Below are 25,965 nucleotides of genomic sequence, written 5' to 3' on the forward strand. Positions count from 1 at the left end.
CCATGGGTGGCACCGGCGTCATCGACCAATTCCTCGAGGTCTTCACCCGCTACATCGATAGCGGCTTCGGACTGCTCGGCGGCGAGGTGGCGTTCATCGCCACCACCCTGATCGTCATCGACGTGACATTGGCCGCGCTGTTCTGGAGCTGGGGCGCCGACGACGACATCATGGCGCGCCTGGTCAAGAAGACCCTGTTCGTCGGCGTCTTCGCCTACATCATCGGCAACTGGAACAACCTCGCGCGCATCGTCTTCGAGAGCTTCGCGGGACTCGGCCTGAAGGCGTCCGGCACGGGTTTCACCGTCGACGATCTCATGCGCCCCGGCCGCGTTGCGCAGACCGGCCTCGACGCCGGCCGCCCGCTGCTCGATTCCATCTCCAACCTGATGGGCTGGATCGCCTTCTTCGAGAACTTCATCCAGATCGCCTGCTTGCTGTTCGCCTGGGCTCTGGTGCTGCTCGCCTTCTTTATTCTCGCCGTCCAGCTCTTCGTCACCCTGATCGAGTTCAAGCTGACGACGCTTGCCGGTTTCGTGCTGATCCCGTTCGGCCTGTTCGGCAAATCCGCGTTCATGGCCGAACGCGTCCTCGGCAATGTCATCTCATCCGGCGTCAAGGTGCTGGTGCTCGCCGTCATCATCGGCATCGGTTCTACGTTGTTCTCTCAGTTCACTGCCGGCTTCGGCAATCAGACGCCGACGATCGACCAGGCGATGGCGATCGTGCTCGCGGCGCTGTCGCTGCTCGGCCTTGGCATCTTCGGTCCCGGTATCGCCAACGGCCTCGTCTCTGGCGGACCTCAGCTCGGCGCTGGCGCGGCCGTCGGAACCGGACTCGCAGCGGGCGGTATAGTGGCGGCAGGAGCCGCGACGGTTGGCGCCGTCGCCTCTGGTGGCGCGATGCTGGCGGGCGGCGCCGCGGCCGCCGCGCGCGGTGGGGCTGCGATGGCGGGTGGCGCTTCGACAGCTTACAGCCTTGGCGCCGCTGGCCAGTCAGGTGCGGCGGGCGTTGCGTCAGGGTTGGGCGGGGTCGCTCGCGCAGCCGGGGGCGCGGCGGCTTCGCCCCTCCGCCGGGCAGCCTCGCGCGGCGCCGACAGCATGAAGTCGAGCTTCTCCGACGGCGCCAAGTCCGTGTTCGCCGCCACCGGCGGCACATCGACCATGGGTTCGATCGGCGGCAGCGCATCTGAACCTGCGCAGTCCTCCGCTGCTGACGGGCCACCAGCTTGGGCCCGCCGCATGAAGCGCTCTCAAGCCTTGAGCCACGGTGTCACCGCGGCCGCCCATGCCGTGCGCAGCGGCGACAGCCACGGCGGCGGCTCTTCCGTCAATCTCTCCGAAGGCGATCACTGATGTTCAAAAGACCCTCGACCCACTACGGCAAAGCTCCCGAACCCGAGACGCCATACCAGCGCGCCGCTCAGGTCTGGGATGAGCGCATCGGCGCCGCTCGCGTCCAGGCGAAGAATTGGCGCTTCATGGCGTTCGGTTCGCTGCTCCTGTCCGCCGGCTTCGCGGCAGCGCTCGTCTGGCAATCGGCGCGCGGGACGATCGTGCCTTGGGTCGTGCAGGTCGACAGGCTCGGCCAGACACAGGCCGTCGCACCCGCGGTCGCGGACTATCGACCGACCGATCCGCAGATTGCCTTTCATCTCGCACGCTTCATCGAGCAGGTCCGCTCGATCCCAGCCGACGCCATCATCGTCCGGCAGAACTGGCTGCGCGCCTACGATTTCACGACCGATCATGGCGCGATGGCGCTCAACGACTATGCGCGGTCGAACGACCCCTTCACCAAGGTCGGCAGACAACAAATCGCGGTCGATGTCTCCAGCGTGATCCGGGCGTCGCCCGACAGCTTCCGCGTCGCCTGGGTCGAACGCCGCTACGAGAACGGCCAGCTCGCCGAGACGACCCGCTGGACCGCCATCCTCACCATCGCCGTGCAGGTTCCGCGCAACGCCGATCGGCTGCGCGCCAACCCGCTCGGAATCTACGTCAATGCCATTAACTGGTCACGGGAGCTTGGGCAATGAAGCCGTCTTTCCATAAAGCCGGAAACCCGGCTTTTCGCACTTCCACATTTGCGGTTCTCCTGCTGTGCACGTCGGCGCTAGCCGGCTGCGCCACGATGAACAAACCGCCGGAAATCTCCTATGATGATGCCGTGCCGGCGGCGCTGAGCGCCAATCCCCCGGCTCCTGTGCGCGTGGTCGAGCTGCCACGGCCTCTGCCGCTCCCTGGACAGATGAAGCCCGTCGAGCCATCCCGCGGCACACCCGAACCCACCGATCCGACAGCGCGCGTCAATCAGGCCAACGCCGCCGCGCGCGTGCAGCCGGTCCGCGACGGCTTCATCAACGCCATGCAGGTCTATCCCTATACCGGCGGCGCGCTCTATCAAGTCTACACCGCGGTCGGCCAGATCACCGACATCGCCCTTCAGCCGGGCGAGCAACTGGTCGGCTCCGGCCCGGTTGCCGCCGGCGACACCGTCCGCTGGATTATCGGCGACACGGTGAGCGGCGCGGGCGCGACCAGCCAAGTCCACATCCTGGTGAAGCCGACCCGCGCCGACCTGATGACGAATCTGATCATCAACACCAATCTGCGCACCTATCATATGGAGCTACGCTCGACCGAGCGCACCTATATGGCATCGGTGTCCTGGCAGTATCCGCAGGATCAGCTCATTGCGCTGCGCCGCCAGAACGCACAAGCCGAGGCCAGCAGTCCGGTCGCCACCGGGGTCGACCTCGCCAACATCAATTTCCGCTATGCCATCGAAGGCGACCGTGCGCCGTGGCGACCGCTGCGCGCCTACGATGATGGGCGCCAGGTCTTCATCGAGTTTCCGCGCGGCATAGGTCAGGGCGAAATGCCGCCGCTGTTCATCGTCGGCCCGGAGGGCAACACCTCCGAACTCGTGAATTATCGCGTTCGCGCCAACTACATGATCGTCGACCGGCTGTTCGCGGCTGCCGAGCTGCGCTTCGGGGCGGGCGATCGCCAGAAGCGCGTCCGGATCGTGCGCACTGATGGGAGGCCGAGGTCGTGAGCGACCCTGAAACCCGGAAAGAGGAAAGCGACGGGCCGCTGACCGGTTCGGCCGGTGACGCGGCCGCCCCGATGCGGCTGCGCGCCGAGGCGCCGCGCGTCACCCGGCTGTCGCGCAAGGTGCTTGCCGGCATGGGACTCGTGGCGAGCCTCGGCATCGGCGGTGCCTTGATCTATGCGCTCCAAACCCGCGATGCCGGGCGGCCCGCAGACGAACTTTACTCGACCGACAATCGGTCGACCGCCGACGGCCTGGCCGGACTGCCACGCGATTACAGCGGCGTTCCCCAACTCGGTCCGCCGCTCCCGGGCGATCTTGGGCGGCCCATCCTGGGCGCGCAAAATCGTGGCCAGCCGTTGCCGAACCAGCCCAATCCCGGCCTCAGCGCGGAGGAACAACGCCGGCTGCAGGAGATCGAAACCGCCCGCGTCAGCAGGCTCTTCAGCGGCACCGAGAACCGGCCCATGGCCTCAACAGGCCCCGGCGCCGCGACGATCGCGCCGCCGCCTGCGCCAGACCTCGCCGGCCTCGGCCTCGCGCCGCCACCCGCCACCCCATCGGCCCAGGATCGGCAACTCGCATTCCTCAACGCGGCAACCGATCGGCGCACCGTCGCACCGGACCGCGTCGCCGCGCCGGCGTCGCCTTACATCCTTCAGGCAGGCGCCGTGATCGCAGCGGCGCTCATCACCGGCATCCATTCGGATCTCCCGGGCCAGATCACAGCGCAGGTGACGGAGAACATCTACGACAGCCCGACAGGCCGTATCCTGCTCGTGCCCCAGGGCACGCGCGTGATCGGTCAATACAACAACAGCGTTCAGTTCGGTCAAAGCCGCGTGCTCTTGGTCTGGAACCGGCTGATCTTCCCGAACGGACGCTCCATTGTGCTCGAGCGGCAGCCGGGCGCAGACGTCGAGGGCTACGCGGGCCTGCAAGACGGCGTCGACTATCATTGGTGGGAGCTGGCGAAGGCGGCGGGACTATCCACGTTGCTCAGCATCGGGGCCGAGCTTGCCACCAACGACGACGACCGCCTGATCCAGGCGATCCGCAACGGCGGGCAAGACACCATCAACGATGCCGGCCAGCAGATCGTGCGCCGTCAGCTCAACGTCGCGCCGACGCTCACGATCCGGCCGGGCTTTCCCGTTCGCGTCATCGTCACGCGGGACCTGGTGCTCGAACCCTACGGAGGCTAGCCGATGGGCAAGCTAAAGCTCGGACCGCTCGAAGACGACAAGCCGGTGAAGATTTCGGTGGAATTGCCCGCTGCCCTTCACCGCGATCTCATCGCCTATGCGGAGATCCTTGGCCGCGAGAGCCGGCAAGCTGTCGAGCCCGCCAAGCTGATCGCGCCGATGGTCGAACGGTTCATGGCGACGGATCGGGGGTTCGCGAAGCTCCGCCACGCGGCCCGTTCCCGTTCGCAGCTGGCGGGCAGCGCTCCTCCAAAAGACGAATGAAATTCCAGAGCGCGGGGTTGTCGTTGCCATCCCGCCAATACGCCTGATACCCGATCCGGGTCGAGCCGTTGCCGTCGCGGGCTTCGCGATAGACGACGCCGGCATAGCTGGCCCCCATGCACGCCTCGCACATCAGGCTGACACCGCGGCCGGCGCCAACCAGGCTCTTGATGTTCTCCGGGCTGACATCGTGCCGCACGACGTCAAGCATATCGCCGGGCGAGCTGAGCTTGGCCACGAGGATATCCTGGATCTCCGGACCAGGATCGCGCTCGCTCAGCAGGAATCGTTCGCGCTTCAAGTCGGTCCAGTAGATAATGTCGTTCACGGCAAGCGCATGATCTTCGGGCAACGCGACAAGAATGCGCTCGCTCCACAAGACCATCGAGCGATTGCAATCTGAAGCCGGCTCGCCCGTGACGACGGCGATGTCGATCGTGCCGTTCTGAATCCCGTCGAACAGTCGTGTCCGGGACCCCTCGACAGTGGCAATCTCTACCAGTGGAAAGCGATGGCTATACTCGACCAGACTCGCCCTGAGATTGCCGGCCGAGAGGGAGGTGTAGAAGCCGATCTTCAGATATCCGGCCTCACCGCGTCCGACAGCCTTTGCCCCCTCAATGACGACCTGCAGCTCATTGAGAACCCGCCGAACGCCATCGACAAAGTCCCTTCCGGCCGCGGTCGGCCGCACGCCGCCGTTCGTTCGCTCGAACAACGTGATCCCGAGCTCCTCCTCCAGATGTCTGATTCTTCGACTTAAGTTTGACTGCTTCAGTGCGAACAAATCTGCCGTTTTGCGAAAGCTGCCGCACCGTTCCGCAGCTTCGGCATAACGGAGGTGCTTGAGCTCAATAGTCATCATTGCCCCAAGCCCGATTCAACGGCTTCACAGTGCATCAACCGGAATCTTGAGGTAGCGGATGCCGTCGGCCTCTAGTGCTGGCAGACACCCGGCGTGCATGCTGATCATGGCGGGTCCCTTTCAAAAATTCAGAATTGCACCCGGCGAGTCTTCGATGTCACCGGACCGCCCGACGTTTCAAGCCACCTCATCGAAGGTGTATTCCTCACCGCGATGAGAGCCCCATCGTCGGTTCAGCCGGCCGCGGCAGGAACAGATTGCGGATAGGCGAGATGGCCGGTCTTAACCCACACCCGGCAGCCGCTCGCGCCTGCCCTGGAACGCAGCTCCGCGCCGGCCGGAAGCCGGAGCCACGATTGCGCCGCGAAGCTGTCGCCGCCCTCGCTGAACTCGCCGTCCAGGACCAAAAGCTCGATGCCGCCCGGCATTGGCAGGACGATCTTGGCATGGGGCGCCCAGCGCTCCAGGCGAACACTCTCACGCCCGTCCTGGAACAGCGGCATCAGCTCCACCCCGGGACGCTCGACGTCGGGGGCATACGACATCGTGGTGGTGTCGAGGCGCAGGCTGGTGCGGTCGTGGAGGTCGAACTGCCAGAGCTTGACGAAGATCGTACAGCCCGGAAGCGATCCCGGTGTGTGCGACGACGTCGGAGGGTTCCGGATGTAGGAGCCGGCCGGAAAGTCGCCGTGTTCGTCCTGGAATACGCCCCCGAGCACGAGGAACTCTTCACCGCCACCGTGTGTGTGAGGAGAGAAGCGGGATTGCGGAGCATAGCGCACGATGCTGGTGGCTCGCGCCACCTCCTCACCCATGCGGTCGAGCATCCGGCGCTCGACGCCGACGATGGGCGATGGCGTCCAGGGGAGCCTGGCCGCATGAACTACCGCGCGCTTAGAGAAGTCTGCGTTCAGTTCCATGGGCCTCTCCCTAACGGGCCTGAGCAATGCTGGGACGCTCCGCGACGCGGGCGCGCCACGCCCTCAAATTCGCGAGATCGGCTGGTATGTCGATCCTCGCGAAGTCGGCGAAGGCGAGGCCGGCGAACGCGGTGATATCGGCCACAGTGAACCGCTCCCCTGCGAGATACGGCTGCTTGCCTAGGACCTCATCGAGGTAGCGCATACCAGCGAGTGCTCGCTCCCGGTTCTTCTGGCCCCATTCCGGGTTCTGGTAGGTCTCGATATGCGCGCCAAGGCCGGGTGTTGCATTGTGGAAGTATGCCGCGACCGCATCGAGCAGGCCTGCTTCGGCGCGGCGCTGCATCATGTGGATGAGCGCGCGCTCTCGCGCTCCCTTGCCCGTCAACGTCGGCTCGGCGTTGAGGTGGTCGAGGTACTCGGTGATCGCTGTGCACTCGGCGATGTGAACGCCATCCTCGAGCTCAAGCACCGGCACCGCCCCCGCGGGATTCCGGGCCAGGAACTCGGGACGCCTGTGCTCGCCCGAGGGCACGTCGACGGTGACGAACTCAACCGCATCGCTCAGGCCTTTTTCGGCTATCGCGATACGGATTCGGGTGGGATTGGGAAAGCCCTTATAGTCGTGGATCTTCAGCATGGCGGATGCTCCGTTTGTGTGAGGTGGTTCGCTGGTGTTGAGAGGGCGGGCTCAGGGGCGAATTGCCCAAGGGGGGTGCAGTCCGCTTCAGCTGGGATATGTCGAACATCTGGATGACTGTCAACTAGTTGGTAGGTATTGATGCAAACAAAAAACGCTACGTGTGCTCAGCGACGAGTCCTTAGAGGATGCCCGCCACGGCTTGATCGAAAGAGGCCGGCTCGTGAAGGGAAAACGCACCATCGATTCTGTTCAAAGCCCGAGTTCGCTTAATGATGGGTGATCGTCGGGGCGGCGGCCGAGGGGCCAGTGGTATTTGCGCTCACTCTCCCCGATTGGAACGTCATTGATGCTGGCGATGCGGAAGCGCATCAGACCGTGCTCGTCAAATTCCCAGTTCTCGTTCCCGTAGCTGCGGAGCCAGTGACCGCTGTCGTCGTGCCACTCATAGGCGAAGCGCACGGCGATGCGGTCTTCGCGGAAGGCCCAGACTTCCTTGATCAGGCGGTAATCAAGTTCGCGCGTCCACTTGCGCGCAAGGAACGCTTCGATGGCCTCGCGACCTTGCAGGAACTCCCCGCGATTCCGCCAGCGGCTATCGGTTGTGTAGGCGAGTGCAACCCGAGCCGGGTCGCGCGTATTCCATGCGTCCTCGGCCATGCGCGCCTTCTGTGCGCTAGTTTCGGCGGTGAAGGGCGGAAGCGGCGGGCGGCTCATGGCTACTTCTCCAATCGGTGGTTCCAGCGTGGCAACTGTCAGCCAAGCGAGTTGCGATGCCGGCGGAATCTGGCGTGGGCGTTCCCATCAGATACGAAGGTTGCTTCAATTGTCCGGCATCCAAGCCATCAGGCCTTCAACTGCGCCTTCAAGACCTGGATGACGTCTTTCACTTGCGAAGCATCCCCAATTGTCCGCCTGACTAGAAGGGCGCCCTGTAGCGCGGCAAATATCAGGCGGGCAGTCTTGGCTGCTGGCCCAGGCAACTTGAACTCACCTCGCGCGGTGCCTCGCTTCAGGATTTGCGTGAGCCAGGCTTGATGAGAATTGAAGAAGCGAGCGACCCGCGCGCCTAATTCGGGAGGCAGAGCCAGAATTTCCCCGGACAATGCTCCACACAGGCACACCCGGTTCGGCGTCTCGGCGAACGCCGCGTAAGGCGCGGTGTAGTGGTCCAGCATGGACATTGACGATGCGGACTCGTCGCGCTCGATCTCTTCGAGTGTCCGGCCAAATCTGTCAGCGTAGCGATCAATGACGGCTATCACGAGATCGGACTTCGATTCGAAGTGGTAGTGGATGCTGGCCTTTCTGATGCTGAGTGCATCGGCAATATCCTGATAGCTGAATGCACTACAGCCACGCGTTTGGATCAGGGCCTCCGCGACATCGAGTATTTTTTCCGCTGTATCTGACCTCGGAACAGGCGCAGGTTTGGTGTTGCGCTTCACGCCTCTCCATGTAGATGTCCGCGCTTTACCCAAAGCACAATCCTTTCTGTACGCCTAAACTGCTGCGGAAGTCGGCAGGGTTTACGAGCAAACTACGGGCGCTATCGCATGGTCGCCCATCGTACCCCGCCAGCAGCAATTTTGGTTTACCGCCTCTGCATTCTGTGGATCTCAACTATGGCTCCCGCATGCGGCTTGTGGCCAGAGCAACCCGCCGTGAAATTGGATCCAGCTCGTTTGTCGCGCTCCTTCAAAACCTTTCCCCAAAGGGCCGGAGGTCTAGTTCGTGCGTCCAGCACGATGAATCCTGGCCAACAAGGTCCAGATACATTCTGGCGACTGCATCGGGGTTCATCCTCTTCGATTGGGCCGGCCCAAATCGCTGCTCGGTCTGCGGTTCGTCGACAAGGCCGTCAAGAACGGCGTGTGAGACATGAATGCCTGAAGGCCCGTACTCTCGCGCCAGAGATTGCGCCAATCCCCGCAGCGCGAACTTCGCGGAGGCAAACGCCGCAAACCTGGCGTTTCCGCGCAGGCCCGCCGTCGCCCCCGTCAAAATGATCGTACCGCTCCCCGCAGCGATCATGTTTGGCAACACAAGCGACACGACGACCATGGCTCCAAGGCACGTCACTCGCCAGACGCCTTCGAACTCTATCTCGTTGGTTTGTTCGAACGGCTTGATCAGAAGTGTGTGAGCATTGTGGATCACGACGTTGATCCGGTTGAGATGTGGTCCGAGCGCTTCCGCAACTCCGTCCGGCCTGGTCAAATCGCAGCACAGATGCGTGTATTCGCGTCCCGCCTTCGCAACAATACCGCCAATAGAAACCGCCGCCTTGTTGCTTCGAGCCAACCCGAGAACATCATAGCCCGCGTTTGCAAAGCTCGCTGCGATGCTGGTGCCAAGGCCCTCGGCAATGCCTGTGATAAGGAGAAGCGGGCTGCTCATGGGATTCAAATCCACCCCAGAATGCTGACAAGAAGAAGAATTTGTGCAGCCCATCCCGCCGCGAACAGCGGCGTCCGCAATACGGGCATGCCGGCCGTATAAACGAGGAAGTGAGCGAGGCGCGCAAAAAAGTAGAGTACTACTGCCGCTCTCGTGACCGGAGTCGAGATGTGGAGAATGGCCACGATCAGCACTGCCGGTACGAAGATCGCGAGATTTTCCACCGCATTTAGATGCGCTCTGATTGCGCGCTGCGCCCACACCGAATGCGGTCCGCTACCCTCGGGCTTGGTGTCAATGAGCGCCGTCCATAGACCGCGCACGACCAAGCGGTCGAGAACGTATGGCACCCAGAATAGCGCGGTCATCAGAACTGTGAGCGTCATCCAATAGAGTTCAGTAGACATGCATTTCCTCTCCGCCAAACGGTGTGTGCAGCATCATCTACATATTAGTAGGTAGAGAGTCAAGCCCTGTAATTGCCTCCTCGAAGAAGCGCATGGGGTCACGACATTAGCGATTGACCGCCAAATCGGATCATGCTCATATCGTGTATATGCACTACACATTGCGACGGGCAGAGCCGGGATGACGATCGAGCGAGACATTGTGGAGAACTGTGCCTGCCACAAGGTACGAATGGCGGCGCGCTCCGTGACCCGCGCCTATGATGATGCACTACGGCCCGTGGGGCTTCGTTCGACCCAGTTCTCTCTCTTGGTCGCCGTTGCAATCGATGGCGCAATCTCGATTACCTCTCTGGCTAACTTCCTTGGGATGGATCGGTCTACTCTGACCAGGAATTTGGGTCCGCTAGTGGACGACGAGTTGATCTCAGTCGGTCTCGAAGGCTGGCGCAGAAGCCGCACGATCGAGATCACCAAGAAAGGTCGTTCGCGCTTGCGTGAAGCGCTACCCCACTGGAAGCGTGCCCAAGGCAGCCTAAGGCAGAAGTTGGGTGATCCGGATTGGGCCGCTCTCCGTGATGTTCTCGATCGCGTTATTCACGCCACGTAGCACAAGCGTAGAATGACCTGACTACGCGTCGGGACAACAGCCGGGCTTCAAAAGGAGATCATCGATGACCTAGAGCCATTCCCTCAGTGTTTCCGCTCACACAATGTCGTGTATATACACGATAGCCCAAGCCAAACTCAACACGGAGTCCCAGAATGAAGTACTTCATCGACACGCACGACCACGCAAAGGGTAGCTTTCCGAAGCAGCAGCTCAGCGAAGCAGAATTTATCGCCACCTATGGCGGATTTGAGCAGGCTTGCGAAGGGGAAGGCGGCTTGGCCCTTGGCGCGCATGTCAACCTGCACGAAGGCAAAGCCTATTGCTTTACAGCTGGACCGGACGTGGAAGCGATTCGGAAGGCTCATGAAGCCATCGGCTTGCCGTATGATTCGATAACAGAAGTGAAGCGCGTGACGGGGGTCGACTTGCGGGAGGCGCCCGACAAGTCGAAAGAATAGGCCCTATACGGCGGCCGTCCGGTGCGTGAGGCAAGCTCTACCAAGTGCTGCCCTCGCGCCGGCCCCCACGAAATGTCGGCGCCTGGCTGGCTTCAACTCCAGGCGCCGGCATCTTTCCCGTCAAGCAGAGACGGCCAGGTTACCCGTAAGGGTGTTTCAAAAGCGCATTTTGCCGTCGGGAGAATTCTGTGAGCGCCGTGCCAAAAGATGCCGTTCCCCGCCATGATGGCGCCGTGCAGGCGACGTCGGGCGAGTTCGCCGGTTGGTGGACCTGGACGCGCGACAACTTCGAGGTCAACAACGGCCCGTTCTGGCATCGCGAGGAAGAGAACGGCGAAATCCGCTGCGCCTTTCGCCTGGAGAAGAAGCATATCAACGGCTCAGGTGCGGTGCATGGCGGCTGCCTGATGGCGTTCGCTGACTACTGCCTGTTCGCGCTCGGCAACAAGGTCCTGCTGGACGGGCGCGGCGTCACCCTCTCCTTCTCGTCCGAGTTCATCGATGCGGCCCATGAGGGCGAGCTGCTCGAGGGCCATGGCGAGGTGGTGCGCGCGGGCCGCTCGATCGTGTTCATGCGCGGCACGCTGTCGTCCGCTGGCCGGCCGGTTCTCACCTTCTCCGGCACGATGAAGCGCATCACGGCGCCGCGAGAGCTACAGCCATTTCCGATCGAATAGACTCGCGCTCATCTGAGATCTCCCGCGGAAATGGCTGTAAGTTCGTAAGCCGCGTCCGGCCCATCTGCTGACCCTAAACATCGGCGTAGCAAGATCGGCGTCCTTAGGTTGGGATTGGCCGCTAACGGCGCCTGAGTGGCGGGCATCATAGTGCCCCGGCGGAAACGTAGTTATCAGTTTCATCTACGCAGGGGCGGCGCCTCGTGGGAGGATGATCGGATGCACATGCGTATGATATCGCATCGTCGGGTTAGCGGTCGCAGTCTAGCGTAGGTGGCGCACCGACAGGATTCGAACTGGTGACCTCGCCTTCAGCGCGATGGGTGCATCGATCACCAGGCCCGACAGCTTTCTATTTGTACGCCACAGTATCCTGCTACCCGACATCTGAATTTCCTCCCTTCCCTTTCGGGGCCTATCGCGCTCATTTCCCCCAGAGGGCGAGTTGAGGAGACGATGATGGCTCACCGAAATGGCATTCCAATCAAGCGGACCATCCGTCGACAGCAACTCCGCGAAATGGTGCCCCTTGCCGACAGCACCATCTACGAAATGGAACTGCGGGGAGACTTTCCCCAGCGCTTCGCTCTCTCACCGCGCTGCGTCGTATGGGATTTGGCGGAGGTCGAAGCCTGGTTGGCCTCCCGCCGATCGATCCCCATCAGGCGCGCTCAATCTCCTGATGTCAGGCAGCGGCGGTCGCGCCCTGTTCGAGAGCCGGGTCTGGCTCAAACAGCGGCATCGAAGGCGGGATGAGCACCGGCATGCGCTTCTTGCCTCCGACCCAGGCGTCGATGATGTCCGACCATTCCTGCATCATGTGGCGGCGTTGCACCTCGTATTCCGCTTTGTTGTAAACGCCGCGCGAGGAACGGCCATCCTCGTGCGCCAAGCACTTCTCGATCCAGTCGCTGTTGAAGCCCAACTCGTTCAGCAGCGTGGAGCCCGTCCTTCGCAGGTCGTGAACTGTGAAAGGTTCAAGCGGCAGCCCCTCCTTCTTCGCCTGCTCGACGACCGCGTAGGTGACGCGATTGAACGTCGCACGCGACATGGGCGCATCCGCGTCATAGCGTGACGGCAATAGGTACTTCGAATTGCCAGCGCAGGTCTTCAGCGCGATCATGATGTCCAGAATCTGGCGCGACAGATAGACGTTGTGTGCCTTGGAGCGCTTCATCCGCTCCTTAGGAATCGTCCAGACCGCGTTCTCAAAATCGACCTCGTCCCACGTGGCGTCCTGAAGCTCGCTTTTGCGCACCATGGTCTGCAAGTAGAGGCGCATGCCCAGCCTGATGGTCGGCAGCGTTGCCACCTTCTCGATCAGCTTGAGCATGACCCTGATCTCGGTCGGCGAGAGCGATCGATCCTTCGGTACGAAGGTCGCGATCGAAGCCGGTCCGACATCGTCAGCGGGGTTGGCGACCTTCTCGCCGTGCAGGATCGCGAAGCTGTAGATCTGCTTGAGAATGTCCCGGACGTGGATCGCCGTCGCCGGCGCACCGCGATCGACGATCGCGCCGCAATGGGCACGCAAGTCGTCCGGCGTGATCTCTTTCAGAAGCCTGTTCCGCCATACGGGTAGAAGCTCCCGCTCGAAGATCGATCGGCGCATCGCGCGCGTGCTGTCCGCCATCGGCGCCGTGGTCAGCCATTTCTCGCCGAACTCGCCAAAGCTCTTCGCTTCCAAGAGCCGGCGCTTGTCCCGCTGCTTTTCAATCGCCGGCGACCGCCCCTCGGCGATGGCCCGCTTGGCGTCGATGCACAACTCTCGAGCCCGAGCAAGCGACAGGCCGGCCGGACCGTATTTGCCGAACGTGACGGTCTCGCGCCGCCCGTTCAACCGGTAATCCAGCCGGAATGTGAGGGTCCCTGAAGGTTTTACGAGCACATACATGCCGTCCCGATCCGTCACCTTGTAGATTTTCTCTTTTGGCTTCAGATGCTTAAGCGCCGCATCAGTAAGCATTTCCGCGCCTCCATGAAAAAAGGACCGTCAGGCCATTTTCGGGCACCGTTTGAGCAAAATCTCTTTTTCTTACAGTCTATTAGGCGTAAAAAAAGACCGTCAAAGGCGCTCAGACCTTGACGGTATCGGACGAAATCCACTTTCGCAAGAGGGAAGCATACCGTCAGCGAGTACGTCAGAAGCCATCTCTGCCGGCCGATAGTCCTCGAACGGTACTGAACTATTTTCTTTTTTATTTCAGAGTGTTATGTCGTATTTCGGGATACAGCCGGATACCCTGGGATGGGCGAAAATCATTCCCACTCGATGGTCCCGGGTGGCTTGCTGGTGACGTCATAGACGACGCGGTTGATGCCGCGGACTTCGTTGATGATGCGGGTGGCGGCGCGGCCGAGGAATTCCATGTCGTAGTGGTAAAAATCGGCAGTCATGCCGTCGACAGAGGTGACGGCGCGTAGCGCGCAGACAAATTCGTAGGTGCGGCCATCGCCCATCACGCCGACGGTCTGTACCGGCAGCAGCACGGCAAAGGCCTGCCAGATGGCGTCGTAGAGGCCGGCCTTGCGGATCTCGTCGAGGTAGATTGCGTCGGCCTCCCGCAGGATTTCGAGTTTTTCGCGTGTGATGCCACCGGGGCAGCGGATCGCGAGGCCGGGGCCGGGGAAGGGGTGACGACCAATGAAACTGTCGGGAAGGCCGAGCTCCTTGCCGAGCACCCGGACTTCGTCCTTGAACAGTTCGCGCAGCGGCTCCACCAGGGCCATGTTCATCCGGGCGGGCAGTCCGCCGACATTGTGGTGAGACTTGATGGTGACCGATGGGCCGCCAGAGAAGGAGACGCTCTCGATGACATCAGGATAGAGCGTGCCTTGGGCGAGGAAATCGGCGCCACCGAGCTTCTTTGCCTCGGCCTCGAAGACGTCGATGAACAGCCGGCCAATCGTCTTGCGCTTGGTCTCCGGGTCGCTTTCGCCCTCCAGCGCATCGATAAACATGTCGGACGCATCCACATGCACCAGGTGCAGGTTATAGTGCTCCTTGAACATGGCGACGACATCGGCCGCCTCGTTCTTGCGCATCAGGCCGTGGTCGACGAGGATGCAGGTCAGCTGATCGCCGACGGCCTCGTGGATCAGCAGCGCTGCAACGGAGGAGTCGACACCGCCGGATAGGCCGCAGATCACCTTGCTGCTGCCGACCTGGGCACGGATCGCTTCGACTGCCTTGGCGCGGTAGGCCGACATCGTCCAGTCGCCCTTGAGGCCGGCAATGTTGTGGATGAAGTTGGCGATAAGCTTGGCGCCATCAGGCGTGTGGACCACTTCCGGATGGAACTGCACACCGTAATATTTGCGCTTCTCGTCGGCGATGAAAGCATAAGGCGCGTTCGACGATGTGGCGATGACCTCGAAGCCTTCCGGCAGCGCCGTTACGCGGTCGCCGTGGCTCATCCAGACCTGGTGGCGCGAGCCGGAAGACCAGAGGCCTTCGAACAGCTTGCAATCCTGGTTTACCTCAAGGAAGGCGCGGCCGAATTCGCGGTGATGGCCGCTCTCTACCATGCCGCCAAGCTGCATGCACATCACCTGCTGGCCGTAGCAGATACCGAAGACCGGAAGGCCGCTGTCGAAAATAATCTGCGGTGCCCGAGGCGAGCCTTCGTCGACCGTCGATGCCGGGCTGCCGGACAGGATGACCGCCTTCGGGTTCAGCCGGTTAAAGGCTGCTTCGGCGGACTGGAAAGGGGCGATCTCGCAATAGACGCCGGTTTCGCGGACGCGCCGAGCGATTAGCTGGGTTACCTGGCTGCCGAAATCGACGATGAGAACGGTATCTGGATGAACTGTATGGGTCATGGCGAGCCTTTAGAGAAAAGCCTTGCTTCATGCAATCGGGCAATGCCGGCAAGCGTTAAAAATATTGTCCCGATTGTCCTTGGCAGCAGGGCTTTCAGAACCAGAAGACACCGTCCTCAAGCGCTGCAAACAGGCTGTCGACGGCATAGGAGAGCTTGCGGTCGACGATGTGCAGGTATTCTGTCCAGCCGCTGATATGCTGCAGCTCGACGATGCCGTCCGATATGCCGCGCAGCCCGATCAGCGGCAGGCTGTAGGTCTGGCAGGCGCGCAGCACGGCGAAGGTCTCCATGTCGACCATGTCAGTACCGATGGCGGCATAGGCTTCCGCTCCCGAGATGACGTTGCCGCCGGTCGACAGGCTGGCCGTCGGCACTGCCGGGATACGCAGCGGCAGTTCGACTGAGGCAGGAAGATCGAGAAACGGCGTGCGTCCGCGCTCAAACCCCAGTGGCGAAGCATCCATGTCGCGGTAGGAAACGGAGCTGACCTGGTAGACCTCGGTCTGTTCCAGCGTTGCAGAGCCGGCCGAACCGAGCGAAACGACGAGATCTGGCAGTTCGTCGCGGGCGTCGAGCTGCTCAAGCGTCCGGGTGAGCGCAATCGCTGCCTCGACCGGCCCGACACCGGTCATCAGCGGCTCGATGCGGGAGCGCAGGAACGGCCCGTATTCCGCCTCTGCCGCCATCACGAACAGGATCGTCTTGCCGGAAACGGATTTCAGTTCGAAGCTCATCCCGAAATTCCTTCCCTGCCGCGGATCACCATCATCGTGCCGGTCATCGAGGCGATCAGTTTGGCAGGTCCGTCGCCGATGGCGTAGCCCCGACCGTCGGCGACGATAATCGTCGTGCCCGGCTTGGTGACTTCGCCGCGAAAAAGGAAGCGCTCGCCGCGGCCCGGCGACATCAGGTTGACCTTGAATTCGATGGTCAGGATGGAAGCCTCCGGATCGATGACGCTGTAGGCGGCAAACCCACAGGCGGAGTCCAGGGCTGCAGAAATGATGCCGGCATGCAGGATACCGTGCTGCTGCGTCAGCTTGATGTCGAAGGGCAGTTCGATCTCGACCATGCCGTGCTGGACACGCGTGAGCTCGGCGCCGATGGTTTCCATCGCTGCCTGCTTCTCGAAGCTGTCGCGGATCCGCTGCCTGAAATCGCCGCTGCTGCCATCGTTCATGCCATGCCCTCGTTGGTCACGGGAAAGTGGCATGGCTGCCGGTGTCAGACAAGCGGCGACAGGGCAATTTCAGTTGAGATAGGCGATGGAAGCGTTCAGCACCATCGCAAAGGCAACCCAGGCGGCATAGGGGATGAACAGCAGCGCCGCAATCCTGTCGCGCTGCCAGCGGTTGGCGATGAAGGCGAGGATGACGATCAGCATTCCGAGGATGATGACGAGCGCGATCACCGGCTTCTCTAGACCGAAGAAAAACGGCGACCAGAGAAAGTCGAGTGCCATCTGGACGAACCAGAGCTTCATGCCTTCCGTCTTTGGCCCCATGAGCCATGTGCGTGCACCGGCAATGCCGATGAGGACGTAAAGCGTGGTCCAGGCAGGGCCGAACAGCCAGTTCGGCGGATTGAACGGCGGCTTGACCAGCGACTGGTACCAGGCACCAGGCAGATTGAAGAAGCCGATCGCAAGTCCTATCCCGAGAACGGCGACGATGAAGACGATATAGGTCGATGCTTTGTTCATGGCGACCAACATAAGGTAGCGCCGCCTGTCCGCCAAGCGTCATACCTTGCCAGTATGCATTCCCGGCTGCACGGTTGCGTGTGGCTCTGAAAATTGACCGAAGTTAGAATGGAAAGTGTGATGGCTAGCATCTTGCAGTCGACTGAATCCTACGAGACGTGGCTGCGGACGGCGCTGCCGGGAGAAATTGTAGAGGCCGATCTCGCCCTGAAGCACCAGAAGATGAAGAGCGGCAGCTTCGCGTTCCTTCGCGCCACCTACTGGCGCTGGGCTGAAACCATCCTCGACCTCTGCCCCGAACTGGCGTCGGCGCCCGAGGTGCTGGCGATCGGCGATACCCATCTTGAAAACTTCGGAACGTGGCGCGATTGCGAAGGCCGGTTGGTATGGGGAGCCAACGATTTCGATGATGCAGCGACCATGCCTTATGTGCTCGATCTCGTTCGCTTGACGACAAGTGCCATTCTTGCCCGCAAGGCAAGCTCGCCCTCTACCACTGCCATTGCCGCTGCTATCCTTGCCGGCTACCGACGCGGACTAGGTAGGTCGATGCCCGTTATCCTCGAGCGGGACTACAAGTGGCTGCGAAAGGCCGTCATGTTGTCCAATGGCGAGCGTAAGGATTTCTGGGAGAAATTTACAGAATTGCCGGCCTGCACCGCACCGCCGCGGCAAAAATACCTGGAAGTGCTCCATGGTTCGATGCCAGAGCATACGCGTGACTTTGTTATCAAGCCCCGCACTGCCGGCACGGGAAGCCTTGGTCGTCCACGCTTTGTAGCGATGGTGGATTACTGGCGCGGTGGCCCGGTCCTCAGGGAAGTCAAGGCGCTCGCCATGTCCGCCTGGTCGCTGCGCCACGACCCCGCCAACACCGCCATTCATGCCGGAATTATCGCTGACGGCCGGGCCCGTTCTCCCGATCCGCAATACAGGATCACGGGAGACCTCCTTGTTCGCCGCCTTTCGCCGAACAGCCGCAAGATCGAGGTCGATGGCGATCTCGACATGCTGCTTATGCCGAACATGCTCGACCTCATGGGTTTCGAGATCGCCAGTTGCCATTCGAACGACGCGTCCGTCATCCCGGCCATCCTCGCCGATCTCGATGCGCGCGGCGATGCGTGGCTGCGTGCGGCGGCGAAGACGGCGGCAGCCGCAGTTGCTGCAGAGCAGGCCGAGTATGCGGCAGCTGGCTGAGTTTGGGGCAACTCGTTTGCCCGAGGCAACCGGCTACACCGGCCGGCCGATCCTCACGATATGCTGGTCCCAGGCAACATCGCTACGGGCACCACCGAAAGTGCCGTCGTAGGAGGAGACTGCAAAGCCATCCGCCCCGGGCGCAATACCGGCGGCATTGTCGATGCTCTCGACTTTCAATACGACACCCGTGCGGCCGTCGAGTGTCACGGCTGTGCCGTTGACCGGCGAGGTAACGCCGACCAGATGTTCATGCCGGTTGACGGCAATGGCGCCGACATAGTTGCCGAGTGCCCGCGTCGTGTCGTCGGGCAGCGTCACGAACGTCAGATCCTCGCCCTTTGCGAAGTGACCGACGAGAGGCGGCAGCGAATTGCGCGGGCCCTCGTACTGGCAGGCAAACCAAATCCTGCCACTGGCATCTATGTCCACGTGACGCGTCGACACCTGGGCATATTCCGCCGGCAGGCCGTGTTTTTCGACCAATGCTCCGGTGGCCGCGTCAATCAGCGTCAGCGACGGTTCCATGTGGTCGAGATTGAGCTTCGTGCGGCCGAATTCCGGATGGGTCTCGATGCCGCCGTTGGCGACGACGATGAGACGGCCGTCGTCCGACACCGTCATGTCGTGCGGCCCGGTGCCGAAGGTCTGGTATTCGCCAATGCGTGAGAACCGATTGCGGGCGTCGTAGAGGCCGATGACGCCGCGGTTGTTGTCGAAGTCGTTCTCGCTGGCATAGAGCAACCGGCCGTCCGGAGAAAATGTCCCATGGCCGTAGAAATGGCGCCCTTCTGCGGCGGCGATAACGATAGGCTCGGCCTTGCCTAAAGGATCGAAAATCATCGCGTAGGTGCCGGGGCGGCGGGCGAAGGCTACGGTATGGCCGGTCGCTTTCGAAAAGGCCATGCCGTGGGCGCGGGCGGGAAGGGCCACGCGATCGACGATCTCGCCGCGCTCGGTCACGGTCGCCACGGCGAAGGAGCCGTCGGCTGCGCGGATGCCGGATGCATAGACCGCATCGGCCCGCTCCAGCGCCATCAGCGCGTCTGGCCGGAGGCATGCGAGGAAACCGATCCCGGCAGCCTTGACGAATTGTCGGCGATCGATGAGCGCGCTGCGCAAGGCCTCAGTCTCCGTCAGCAAACGAAAAGCCGGCCGACAGACCGATGTCCACGCCATAGCCGTCTGAGAGATCGGTCGCCAGCAACCGGGCTTCGGCGAGCAGCGTATCGATCTTGCCGCGCTCCGTGGGGTCGCCGATGGCGGCTTCGATATCGGGATTGATCGAGCCTGCGGTGGCGATCAACTGGCTCAGTCTCGTGTCTATCTTCGCAGCGATGTCATGCTTGGCCGGCGGCAGGAGGTCGGTCATGCCAGCTTTCTGCCACAGAGCCTGCAAGCCTTCGAGGTTGGCCTTCACCGAGGGCCAGGTGTTTCGGGAGCGCCAGTAGATGGCCATGTGCGGTCGGGCCGCCGCAGGGTCGCCCTTGTAGAAGGTCTCCAGCCGCTGGTCGCGGACGTTCTCAGCCCCGTGGACAAGGATGCCGAGCAGAGCGGTGATGGCTTCCTTGTTGTCCATGAAATCGTCGCTGGTCTTGCCCGGTGTCTTCCAGGAGGCCTGTACGCCCTTCGGGTCGTCCCATTCGGCTGAAATATCGCCGGAGACCTGCGCGATATTGCCGGCGATGGCCGCACCGTAGCGGCATCGGAAGCCGTTTTTATCGGTAGCAAGCGTCTCGGAGCCATTGCCATACAACACGTATTCCAGCGCCGTCAGGCTCTGCAGCGCGACGCTCTTGGCGGCAACATCGGCAATTGTGGTGTCCTTCTCGTCGGCCTTGGCGATGAGCGCCTGCACCTGCTTCATGCCGATGCCCTTGCGGTCGGGGTAAAACAGGATGTGCTCGAAGCGGTTCTTGTCGAGAACCGGTCCAACCTGGACGATCTCGATCATGGACCACGCCGTGATGGTGTCGGTGAAGGCAGCTTTAGCGATCGTTTCCGCCTGCACCGAGGGATTTTTGCAAAGACCTGTTATCGCGGTCGAAAGCGCATTTGAGGACGCGTGCATCCTTGTGTAGCCGGGGCGGATGACGTCATCGACGGCCTTCTGCATAACGCCGGGGACCGCCGCGTCGTTCATGGGGCCGGGCGCCGGCGTCTCTGCACCGGCCGGCATAGCAGCGCTTGTCATCAGCAGGGCAGCAGCGAGAAATTTCCAAGGGCGCATCACAGGGACTCCACAAAGGTGATCAGGGCTTGCCTATCGTCTTTCGACAGGGTTGCAAATGCGTCGCGCGCTTTTGTCGCCTCGCCGCCATGCCAGAGTATGGCTTCGGTCAGGCTGCGCGCCCGGCCGTCGTGCAGGAAGAAGGTATGGCCGCTGACGGTTTTCGTCAGGCCGATGCCCCACAGCGGAGGCGTGCGCCAGTCCTTGCCGCTCGCCACGCCGACAGGTTGACCATCGGCGAGACCGTCGCCCATGTCGTGGAGGAGGAAATCGGAATAGGGCCAGATCAGCTGGAAGGACTGCGCCTCGGTGCCGGCATCGCTGCGGGTGACGAATTTCGGCGTGTGGCAGGCAATGCAGCCGGACTGATAGAACATCTCCTTGCCGTGCAGCACGGTCGGATCGCTGGGCTTGCGGCGGGCCGGCACGGCGAGGTTCTCGGAATAGAACGTCATGAGATCGAGCACTGCCTCAGGCGCTTCCGTCGGGCCGAGGCGCTTCTGCACGCCATCCGGCATGGCCAGACATTGCGGCTCCCGGGCGGTGCAATCGCCATAGGCGTTCGGCCTGTCGGGGTTGGATATGCCGATATCGCCTTCGAGGGCAGCCGAGGACTGGTCGCGCACCGTGGCATTCTGCGCCTTCCAGCCGAAGCGTCCGAGCGCAAGCTTGCCGGTCCTGTTGTCCCGCACGATCGCCGCCTTGCCAGCAATGCCATCATGGTCGCGGTCGTCTGGGTCGGCATGCGCCAGGATATCGGCATCCGGAATGGCCTCGATCAGCCCGAGCCCGAGCATGGCCGGGGCGACGCGCGCCGAGAGCGTTGTATCTGGCTCAAGCGGACCATAGGCCAGATCGGTGGCGGAATAGCGCGGCTGTCGCAGCGATACCGTCTCGCCACCTGCCAGGGTGACAGAATGCTCGGTGTAGGCGACAGCGACCTGGCCCTCGCCGGCAAGCCCGGGCACTGCCGTGTCCTGAAGCTGGGTGCCATAGGTCGCGTCGGGAAAGTTGACGACACGGGAGTCCGCCACGGCCTGGCGCTCCTCGGCCGTTCTTGCTGGCCGAGCCAGCCGGAGGAACATGGTGGCAGCTCTGCCCGAAGTCTCCGGCGGGTGGCCACGGCCGTCGTTGATATGACAGCTTTGGCAGGAGCGGGCATTGAACAGCGGCCCGAGGCCATCGGCCGCCTGGGTCGATGACGGCGAGGAGACCCAGAGCTGGCGGAACAGCGCATTGCCGAGATGAAAATCGAGCCCGCGTGCCGGATCGAGAGTGGTCGGAGGCTGGGAGAAGGCCTGATCGTTGACGGCAGCAGTCGACGTCCCGGCGCCGCTTTCCATCGTCTCGTAGGTCTCTGCCCGGGAGAAGTCCGTCGTCGGGCGGGTCACGGCCTGCACGCGCTTCAATTGCTCCGGCGTCAGGTCGGTGCGGACCGCAGGAGCGTCAATCCCGTCGGCAGCCACCGGCAATCCGCTGCAGCCAAGCGCAGCAGCCAGCAGTGTGACGGTGAAAATGCGACGGCCAGAATGGTCTTTCATAACGGACGAAAGGGCGGCGGTATCGCGCCACCGCCCTCCTTCATCACTTCTTGAAGACGGAGCCGGGGTTGTCGAGGCTGTCAGAACCTTCGAGCTTGACCGTCCCGACGTCGAGCGCAGCGATAACCCGCTGGATGCTCTTGGTCTGATCCAGCAACCCGTCGATGACGCTCTGGACAACGGCGTTGCCCTTGGCGTTGCCTTCGCCGATCATCTGGTCGTACTTCTCGACGGTCTCGCCACGCTTGACCATGGCATCGGCCGCCTTCTGGGTGAGGGCGAACTTGGCCATCATTTCCTTATCGACGGCCTTGTCCTTCTCGGCCACCAGCTCGTGTAGCGAGGGACCCTTCATCTTGGTGCCGTCGATGCGCGTGTAGTTGCCGGTGTAGGCCGACTGGATGCCGACGATGTCGTTGTTATAGGTGTTGTAGGTATTGTCCGAGAAGCAATCATGCTCCTGCTCCGGATCGTGTAGCAGCAGGCCGAGCTTCATGCGTTCGCCAGCCAGCTCGCCATAGGAGAGCGAGCCCATGCCGGTCAGGATGGCAACGATACCGGCTTTCGGGTCCTTCTCGTCTTCCTTGGTGGCAGCACCATCGGGCGCCCAGTCGTCGGTCATGGTCTGGAGATCGGCAACCAGCTTGGTCGATGCCGACTTCAGATACTCGGCGCGGCGATCGCAATTGCCGCCGGTGCAGTTCTTCACGTCGTAGTCCGTGGCTGGACGTTCGCCGGCACCCGGGCCGGTGCCGTGCAGGTCCTGGCCCCACAGCAGAAATTCGATGGCGTGGTAGCCGGTGCCGACATTCGCGTCGACCTTGCCTGCGCTGTTCAGCGAGGTGATGAACTCAGGCGTCAGATGCGACGCGTCGACGTCCTTGCCATCGATCTTGATCGTCTTGTTGGCGATGACGTTTGCGACATAAAGGGCATTTTCGTCGCTTTCTGTGCCGTAGGACTTGTCGACATAGTCGATCAGACCTTCGTCCAGCGGCCAGGAGTTCACGTCGCCTTCCCAGTCGTCAACGATCTTGTTGCCGAAGCGGTACACTTCCGACTGCGAATAGGGAACGCGGGCCTTGATCCAGGCAGCGCGGGCAGCGTCGAGCGTCTTCTTGCTCGGCGTCGCGATCAGCGCATCGATGGCCTTGTCGAGCGCCTTTGCGAGCGTCAGCGAATCCTCGTACTTCGCATGGGCGACGTCTGCATAATGCTTGACGATGGCAGCCTCATCGACGGCAGCGCGGGCTGGAAGTGCGTAGGCGGTCATGGAGGTAGCGGCGAGCGCCAGGGCGGCGTAAAATCTGATTTTCAATATCGTAATCCTCTACAGCGACTGTCTGCGCCATCGGAAACTGGGGCGATGGCTTCATGGCCGAAAAATAAAGTGGTGTCAAACACTCTAGTTTGGAATGAATTTAAGCGTGGCCTGTCCCTAGGATGCCCGAAATGCGAAATGCCTTTGCTTGCAAAGCAGGGCGTTGCGGCGCAAAACGCTATTCAAGCCGAAACTTTAGAAGTCTGCTATGATCCATCGCCATTTAAGACACTTCATTCACCGCCACGAGCCCAGGGGCCACTGGCACGGGCAGTTAAAGGCCGGTATCGGCGCCTGCGTCGGCATGCTTGCCGTCGGGGCGTTGGCGATCATGACGGGAATTCCGCTGCTGATCGCACCGTTCGGCGCCACGGCCGTGCTGATATTCGGACAGCCGAAAAGCCCGCTGGCCCAGCCTGCCAATGTGTTCGGCGGCTATCTCATTGCCGCCGCCATCGGCAGCCTCGCCATGGCCGTTGCGCCCGGCCTCTGGTGGACGGCGGCCATCGCTGTGGGCGTAGCGATCGGAGCCATGCAATTGCTGCGCGTTACCCATCCGCCGGCCGGCGCGGTGCCGTTGGTGGCCTTCGCCTCCCACCTTTCGGCGGGTCTGTTATTCACCGTCGTCGTGGTCGGCGCGCTGGCATTGATCGCCATTGCCGTTCTGCATCATGCCATCCCGCCGCGACATCAATATCCGCTGCGGGTGGATTGAATTACGGATTGCGACGCATCCGGCAGAAGAAGAAGCCGTCTGTGTCGGTGGAGGCCGGCGTCAGCGTGATCGTCTTGCCATCCGACGAGCGCGGCTGCTGTGCGTCAGCACCGAACAGCGCTGTCCACGAACTCAGCGACTCGATGATCTCGAATTGTGGATTGTCGGTGGTAAAGCGCTGGACCTGAGCCTCGTTTTCTTCCGGAAGTACCGAGCAGGTCACATAAATAAGAATACCGCCCGGCCGGACATATTCAGATGCCTGTAACAGGGCGTCGTGCTGCTGGCCGATCCGCTCGTCGAGGTTCTTCTGCGTCAATCGCCATTTAGTGTCCGGCCGACGCCGCCAAGTGCCGGTCCCGGTGCAGGGAGCGTCGACCAATACCTTGTCGAAGCGACCGACGAGTGCGGCAAGACTGGTCTTGTCGTCGTGCACCTGAACGTTGCGGGTGCCTGCGCGCTTGAGACGCTCGATGATGGGCGCTAGTCGCTTCCGATCGGAATCGTAGGCATGCACCTGGCCCTTGTTGTTCATCGCAGCAGCCATTGCGAGTGTCTTGCCGCCGCCGCCGGCGCAATAGTCGAGAACTTGATCGCCTTCCGCCGGCATGACCAGATCTGCAACGATTTGCGAGCCTTCGTCCTGGACTTCGAACCAACCTTTTTGGAACGAAAGCTCAGCCGTGACGTTAGGGAGACGGGAAGCACCTTCGCCTGCGGCAATTCGGATGCCGTATCGGGCGATCTTCGCGGGGTGGGCGCCCACCCGTTCCAGCGCCTTGGCAGCCTTTTCCCGGGAAGACTTGAGTGCATTAGCGCGGAGATCGAGCGTGGGACGCTCGGCCAGCGATTTTGCCTCGGCCAGCCAGTCGGAACCAAATGCCGTTTCGAACGACGCCTGCGTCCATTCAGGGATGTCGCCCTGGATATAGCCTTCGGCATTGGCGAGTGAGCGGCTTGCAAATGCGGCAACCGAGGCATCGCTCAGCGGTTCGGGCGCAAAGCGGTCGCCCTCCGTCTCTGACGCCAGGCTTTCGGGCGTAACGCCCCATTGGCGAAACAAAACGGCATGGGCAAGAGCGGCAGGGCCGTCATCGTCCATGAGGTAGGCATGGGATAGACGCATGCGAAGTGCGTCGTAGACGATATTTCCGATTGCAGCCCGATCGCCCGATCCGGCGAAACGGTGACCCAATCCCCAGTCCTTTAGCGCGTCGGCGACAGGTCGCTTGCGGGCCTCGATGTCGGCAAGGATCTCAATGGCCCCTTGAAGCCTGCCGCCCAGACGCATGTACTCTTCTCCCGCATATCTCTAGGTCCCCGTGACGTACTCGACCAACGTCGGTTTGCCAGCAAGGGGCTGTCTCAAGCGGCTAGGTAGCCGCGATTTACGCGGAGAGCAAGCTTTGGAGCAGACACGTGGCTCAGGTGACGACCGAATAGCAGATGCTGGCGGTGCCTGAAGCAACCATGCCGATGTCCTGTGCGGCAGCGCGGGAGAGGTCGAGGACACGTCCGCGGATGAATGGACCGCGATCGTTGACGCGGACGACAACCGTCTTGCCGTTGTTCTTGTTGGTAACGCGGATACGGGTCCCGAAGGCCAGCGAGCGATGGGCAGCGGTCAGCGTCGAAGCATTCATGCGTTCGCCGGAAGCGGTCTTGGAATGTGCTGCATACCAGGATGCGCCTCCACAGCCCGTTGCTGCCGATGCTGTAATAGGATTGATAACAACGCAAGCTGATATAGTTGCGGTGATCGCTAGAATGCGGGAGATAATATTCAAAACAGATTTACCCTCGACGTTGTTGAGCGCCGTGCTTGAACGACGAGGGGCTTAAATCCGGCGAAAAATGGCGAAAAAGTGCTGCAATCGATCACGGAGTATTACAGTCTGTAATATTCGTTGTGAAGCCGATAAAAGA

At 61.9% G+C, this 25,965-nt stretch carries 29 protein-coding genes; 11 read left to right on the plus strand and 18 right to left on the minus strand.

Annotated features, from left to right (window positions below):
- Positions 1–2 precede the first annotated feature (2 nt).
- From trbL to EQW76_RS06895, 5 genes are read left to right on the plus strand one after another with little or no spacing between them, the layout of a single operon-like run.
- Positions 3–1,355 (plus strand): P-type conjugative transfer protein TrbL, encoded by a 1,353-nt coding sequence (gene trbL, locus EQW76_RS06875; RefSeq protein WP_142823695.1) that lies wholly within the window; start codon positions 3–5, stop codon positions 1,353–1,355.
- Positions 1,355–2,038: a conjugal transfer protein TrbF gene (gene trbF, locus EQW76_RS06880; RefSeq protein WP_142823696.1), complete on the plus strand. Its 684-nt coding sequence runs from the start codon at positions 1,355–1,357 to the stop codon at positions 2,036–2,038. The genes trbL and trbF overlap by 1 nt, the downstream gene beginning before the upstream one ends.
- Positions 2,035–3,060, plus strand: coding sequence for a P-type conjugative transfer protein TrbG (gene trbG / locus EQW76_RS06885; protein ID WP_142823697.1), 1,026 nt, complete (start codon positions 2,035–2,037; stop codon positions 3,058–3,060). The genes trbF and trbG overlap by 4 nt, the downstream gene beginning before the upstream one ends.
- On the plus strand, positions 3,057–4,262 hold the full coding sequence (locus EQW76_RS06890; RefSeq protein WP_142823698.1) for a TrbI/VirB10 family protein: 1,206 nt from the start codon (positions 3,057–3,059) through the stop codon (positions 4,260–4,262). Before trbG ends, EQW76_RS06890 begins: the two co-directional genes overlap by 4 nt.
- A 3-nt stretch (positions 4,263–4,265) precedes the next feature.
- Entirely contained in the window at positions 4,266–4,526 is a 261-nt protein-coding gene (locus EQW76_RS06895; RefSeq protein WP_142823699.1) for a DUF2274 domain-containing protein, read from the plus strand.
- Here the strand turns inward: EQW76_RS06895 and EQW76_RS06900 are convergent.
- The 7 genes from EQW76_RS06900 to EQW76_RS06930 form a co-directional block, all read right to left on the minus strand.
- Positions 4,435–5,388, minus strand: a complete 954-nt coding sequence (locus tag EQW76_RS06900; protein WP_142823700.1) for a LysR family transcriptional regulator — start codon at positions 5,386–5,388, stop codon at positions 4,435–4,437. The two genes, EQW76_RS06895 and EQW76_RS06900, sit on opposite strands and share 92 nt — an antisense overlap.
- Before the next feature lie 236 nt (positions 5,389–5,624).
- Entirely contained in the window at positions 5,625–6,311 is a 687-nt protein-coding gene (locus tag EQW76_RS06905) for a cupin domain-containing protein (RefSeq protein WP_142823701.1), read from the minus strand.
- Positions 6,312–6,321: 10 nt separating this feature from the next.
- The gene (locus EQW76_RS06910; protein ID WP_142824427.1) at positions 6,322–6,948 is read right to left on the minus strand and encodes a glutathione S-transferase; all 627 of its coding nucleotides are present in this window, start codon (positions 6,946–6,948) and stop codon (positions 6,322–6,324) included.
- Positions 6,949–7,203: 255 nt separating this feature from the next.
- Positions 7,204–7,668, minus strand: coding sequence for a DUF1348 family protein (locus EQW76_RS06915; RefSeq protein ID WP_142823702.1), 465 nt, complete (start codon positions 7,666–7,668; stop codon positions 7,204–7,206).
- Positions 7,669–7,796: 128 nt separating this feature from the next.
- Positions 7,797–8,399, minus strand: coding sequence for a TetR/AcrR family transcriptional regulator (locus tag EQW76_RS06920; RefSeq protein WP_161991114.1), 603 nt, complete (start codon positions 8,397–8,399; stop codon positions 7,797–7,799).
- A 250-nt stretch (positions 8,400–8,649) separates the two neighbouring features.
- Positions 8,650–9,351 (minus strand): SDR family NAD(P)-dependent oxidoreductase, encoded by a 702-nt coding sequence (locus EQW76_RS06925; RefSeq protein WP_203452796.1) that lies wholly within the window; start codon positions 9,349–9,351, stop codon positions 8,650–8,652.
- A gap of 5 nt (positions 9,352–9,356) precedes the next feature.
- On the minus strand, positions 9,357–9,758 hold the full coding sequence (locus EQW76_RS06930) for an MAPEG family protein (RefSeq protein ID WP_142823704.1): 402 nt from the start codon (positions 9,756–9,758) through the stop codon (positions 9,357–9,359).
- 181 nt (positions 9,759–9,939) lie between these two features.
- On the opposite strand from EQW76_RS06930, the gene EQW76_RS06935 reads away from it, so the two are divergent.
- The 4 genes from EQW76_RS06935 (at position 9,940) to EQW76_RS06950 (ending at position 12,262) form a co-directional block, all read left to right on the plus strand.
- Positions 9,940–10,368 (plus strand): MarR family winged helix-turn-helix transcriptional regulator, encoded by a 429-nt coding sequence (locus tag EQW76_RS06935; protein WP_142823705.1) that lies wholly within the window; start codon positions 9,940–9,942, stop codon positions 10,366–10,368.
- Positions 10,369–10,523: 155 nt separating this feature from the next.
- Positions 10,524–10,829 carry a nickel-binding protein gene (locus EQW76_RS06940; protein ID WP_142823706.1) on the plus strand — a complete coding sequence of 102 codons (306 nt, stop codon included), beginning with the start codon at positions 10,524–10,526 and terminating at the stop codon, positions 10,827–10,829.
- A 188-nt stretch (positions 10,830–11,017) separates the two neighbouring features.
- On the plus strand, positions 11,018–11,506 hold the full coding sequence (locus EQW76_RS06945; RefSeq protein ID WP_161991115.1) for a PaaI family thioesterase: 489 nt from the start codon (positions 11,018–11,020) through the stop codon (positions 11,504–11,506).
- Between the two features lie 459 nt (positions 11,507–11,965).
- Positions 11,966–12,262, plus strand: coding sequence for an AlpA family phage regulatory protein (locus EQW76_RS06950; protein WP_142823707.1), 297 nt, complete (start codon positions 11,966–11,968; stop codon positions 12,260–12,262).
- Here the strand turns inward: EQW76_RS06950 and EQW76_RS06955 are convergent.
- The 5 genes from EQW76_RS06955 to EQW76_RS06975 all read right to left on the minus strand — a co-directional run bounded on the left by EQW76_RS06955 (position 12,192) and on the right by EQW76_RS06975 (position 17,032).
- Positions 12,192–13,472 (minus strand): tyrosine-type recombinase/integrase, encoded by a 1,281-nt coding sequence (locus EQW76_RS06955; RefSeq protein WP_142823708.1) that lies wholly within the window; start codon positions 13,470–13,472, stop codon positions 12,192–12,194. The two genes, EQW76_RS06950 and EQW76_RS06955, sit on opposite strands and share 71 nt — an antisense overlap.
- A 293-nt stretch (positions 13,473–13,765) precedes the next feature.
- The gene (gene guaA / locus EQW76_RS06960; protein ID WP_142823709.1) at positions 13,766–15,328 is read right to left on the minus strand and encodes a glutamine-hydrolyzing GMP synthase; all 1,563 of its coding nucleotides are present in this window, start codon (positions 15,326–15,328) and stop codon (positions 13,766–13,768) included.
- Positions 15,329–15,422: 94 nt separating this feature from the next.
- Positions 15,423–16,064, minus strand: a complete 642-nt coding sequence (locus tag EQW76_RS06965; RefSeq protein ID WP_142823710.1) for a 5'-methylthioadenosine/S-adenosylhomocysteine nucleosidase — start codon at positions 16,062–16,064, stop codon at positions 15,423–15,425.
- Entirely contained in the window at positions 16,061–16,510 is a 450-nt protein-coding gene (locus EQW76_RS06970; RefSeq protein WP_111216155.1) for a PaaI family thioesterase, read from the minus strand. The genes EQW76_RS06965 and EQW76_RS06970 overlap by 4 nt, the downstream gene beginning before the upstream one ends.
- Before the next feature lie 69 nt (positions 16,511–16,579).
- On the minus strand, positions 16,580–17,032 hold the full coding sequence (locus EQW76_RS06975) for a TspO/MBR family protein (RefSeq protein ID WP_142823711.1): 453 nt from the start codon (positions 17,030–17,032) through the stop codon (positions 16,580–16,582).
- A gap of 120 nt (positions 17,033–17,152) precedes the next feature.
- Between EQW76_RS06975 and EQW76_RS06980 the strand changes: the two genes are divergently transcribed.
- Positions 17,153–18,232, plus strand: a complete 1,080-nt coding sequence (locus EQW76_RS06980; RefSeq protein WP_142823712.1) for a DUF2252 family protein — start codon at positions 17,153–17,155, stop codon at positions 18,230–18,232.
- Between the two features lie 33 nt (positions 18,233–18,265).
- Here the strand turns inward: EQW76_RS06980 and EQW76_RS06985 are convergent, their stop codons facing one another.
- Genes EQW76_RS06985 through EQW76_RS07000 form a run of 4 tightly spaced genes read right to left on the minus strand, consistent with a single transcriptional unit; the run spans position 18,266 to position 23,276 of the window.
- Positions 18,266–19,411: a DUF1513 domain-containing protein gene (locus EQW76_RS06985; protein ID WP_202617123.1), complete on the minus strand. Its 1,146-nt coding sequence runs from the start codon at positions 19,409–19,411 to the stop codon at positions 18,266–18,268.
- Positions 19,359–20,426, minus strand: a complete 1,068-nt coding sequence (locus EQW76_RS06990) for an imelysin family protein (protein ID WP_224129479.1) — start codon at positions 20,424–20,426, stop codon at positions 19,359–19,361. Before EQW76_RS06990 ends, EQW76_RS06985 begins: the two co-directional genes overlap by 53 nt.
- 35 nt (positions 20,427–20,461) lie before the next feature.
- A complete protein-coding gene (locus tag EQW76_RS06995; RefSeq protein WP_142823715.1) occupies positions 20,462–22,003 on the minus strand; it encodes a di-heme oxidoredictase family protein in 1,542 nt (513 codons plus the stop codon).
- 43 nt (positions 22,004–22,046) lie between these two features.
- Complete coding sequence (locus tag EQW76_RS07000) at positions 22,047–23,276, minus strand: imelysin family protein (protein WP_142824430.1); 1,230 nt, start codon at positions 23,274–23,276, stop codon at positions 22,047–22,049.
- Between the two features lie 259 nt (positions 23,277–23,535).
- On the opposite strand from EQW76_RS07000, the gene EQW76_RS07005 reads away from it, so the two are divergent.
- Positions 23,536–24,039, plus strand: a complete 504-nt coding sequence (locus EQW76_RS07005) for an HPP family protein (RefSeq protein WP_202617141.1) — start codon at positions 23,536–23,538, stop codon at positions 24,037–24,039.
- Between the two features lies 1 nt (position 24,040).
- On the opposite strand, the gene EQW76_RS07010 is transcribed toward EQW76_RS07005, so the two are convergent.
- Together EQW76_RS07010 and EQW76_RS07015 are read right to left on the minus strand one after the other, a co-directional pair.
- Positions 24,041–25,330: an RsmB/NOP family class I SAM-dependent RNA methyltransferase gene (locus tag EQW76_RS07010; RefSeq protein WP_142823717.1), complete on the minus strand. Its 1,290-nt coding sequence runs from the start codon at positions 25,328–25,330 to the stop codon at positions 24,041–24,043.
- 133 nt (positions 25,331–25,463) lie between these two features.
- Complete coding sequence (locus EQW76_RS07015) at positions 25,464–25,826, minus strand: septal ring lytic transglycosylase RlpA family protein (protein WP_142823718.1); 363 nt, start codon at positions 25,824–25,826, stop codon at positions 25,464–25,466.
- Positions 25,827–25,965: the final 139 nt, after the last annotated feature.

Origin of the sequence: Rhizobium sp. rho-13.1 (assembly GCF_007000305.1) — a bacterium.
Lineage (GTDB): Bacteria > Pseudomonadota > Alphaproteobacteria > Rhizobiales > Rhizobiaceae > Rhizobium > Rhizobium rhododendri.

Excerpts from the sequence above, each read along its gene's own strand:
- EQW76_RS06900 (WP_142823700.1), bottom strand. The coding sequence starts at position 5,388 with ATGACTATTGAGCTCAAGCACCTCCGTTATGCCGAAGCTGCGGAACGG.
- EQW76_RS06940 (WP_142823706.1), top strand. The coding sequence starts at position 10,524 with ATGAAGTACTTCATCGACACGCACGACCACGCAAAGGGTAGCTTTCCG.
- EQW76_RS06965 (WP_142823710.1), bottom strand. The coding sequence starts at position 16,064 with ATGAGCTTCGAACTGAAATCCGTTTCCGGCAAGACGATCCTGTTCGTG.
- trbL (WP_142823695.1), top strand. The coding sequence starts at position 3 with ATGGGTGGCACCGGCGTCATCGACCAATTCCTCGAGGTCTTCACCCGC.
- guaA (WP_142823709.1), bottom strand. The coding sequence starts at position 15,328 with ATGACCCATACAGTTCATCCAGATACCGTTCTCATCGTCGATTTCGGC.
- EQW76_RS06950 (WP_142823707.1), top strand. The coding sequence starts at position 11,966 with ATGGCTCACCGAAATGGCATTCCAATCAAGCGGACCATCCGTCGACAG.
- EQW76_RS06930 (WP_142823704.1), bottom strand. The coding sequence starts at position 9,758 with ATGTCTACTGAACTCTATTGGATGACGCTCACAGTTCTGATGACCGCG.
- EQW76_RS06905 (WP_142823701.1), bottom strand. The coding sequence starts at position 6,311 with ATGGAACTGAACGCAGACTTCTCTAAGCGCGCGGTAGTTCATGCGGCC.
- EQW76_RS06985 (WP_202617123.1), bottom strand. The coding sequence starts at position 19,411 with ATGGCGTGGACATCGGTCTGTCGGCCGGCTTTTCGTTTGCTGACGGAG.
- trbG (WP_142823697.1), top strand. The coding sequence starts at position 2,035 with ATGAAGCCGTCTTTCCATAAAGCCGGAAACCCGGCTTTTCGCACTTCC.
- EQW76_RS06990 (WP_224129479.1), bottom strand. The coding sequence starts at position 20,426 with ATGACAAGCGCTGCTATGCCGGCCGGTGCAGAGACGCCGGCGCCCGGC.
- EQW76_RS07000 (WP_142824430.1), bottom strand. The coding sequence starts at position 23,276 with ATGACCGCCTACGCACTTCCAGCCCGCGCTGCCGTCGATGAGGCTGCC.
- EQW76_RS06975 (WP_142823711.1), bottom strand. The coding sequence starts at position 17,032 with ATGAACAAAGCATCGACCTATATCGTCTTCATCGTCGCCGTTCTCGGG.
- EQW76_RS06955 (WP_142823708.1), bottom strand. The coding sequence starts at position 13,472 with ATGCTTACTGATGCGGCGCTTAAGCATCTGAAGCCAAAAGAGAAAATC.
- EQW76_RS06925 (WP_203452796.1), bottom strand. The coding sequence starts at position 9,351 with ATGAGCAGCCCGCTTCTCCTTATCACAGGCATTGCCGAGGGCCTTGGC.
- EQW76_RS06915 (WP_142823702.1), bottom strand. The coding sequence starts at position 7,668 with ATGAGCCGCCCGCCGCTTCCGCCCTTCACCGCCGAAACTAGCGCACAG.
- trbF (WP_142823696.1), top strand. The coding sequence starts at position 1,355 with ATGTTCAAAAGACCCTCGACCCACTACGGCAAAGCTCCCGAACCCGAG.
- EQW76_RS06970 (WP_111216155.1), bottom strand. The coding sequence starts at position 16,510 with ATGAACGATGGCAGCAGCGGCGATTTCAGGCAGCGGATCCGCGACAGC.
- EQW76_RS06980 (WP_142823712.1), top strand. The coding sequence starts at position 17,153 with ATGGCTAGCATCTTGCAGTCGACTGAATCCTACGAGACGTGGCTGCGG.
- EQW76_RS07010 (WP_142823717.1), bottom strand. The coding sequence starts at position 25,330 with ATGCGTCTGGGCGGCAGGCTTCAAGGGGCCATTGAGATCCTTGCCGAC.
- EQW76_RS06995 (WP_142823715.1), bottom strand. The coding sequence starts at position 22,003 with ATGAAAGACCATTCTGGCCGTCGCATTTTCACCGTCACACTGCTGGCT.
- EQW76_RS06935 (WP_142823705.1), top strand. The coding sequence starts at position 9,940 with ATGACGATCGAGCGAGACATTGTGGAGAACTGTGCCTGCCACAAGGTA.
- EQW76_RS06895 (WP_142823699.1), top strand. The coding sequence starts at position 4,266 with ATGGGCAAGCTAAAGCTCGGACCGCTCGAAGACGACAAGCCGGTGAAG.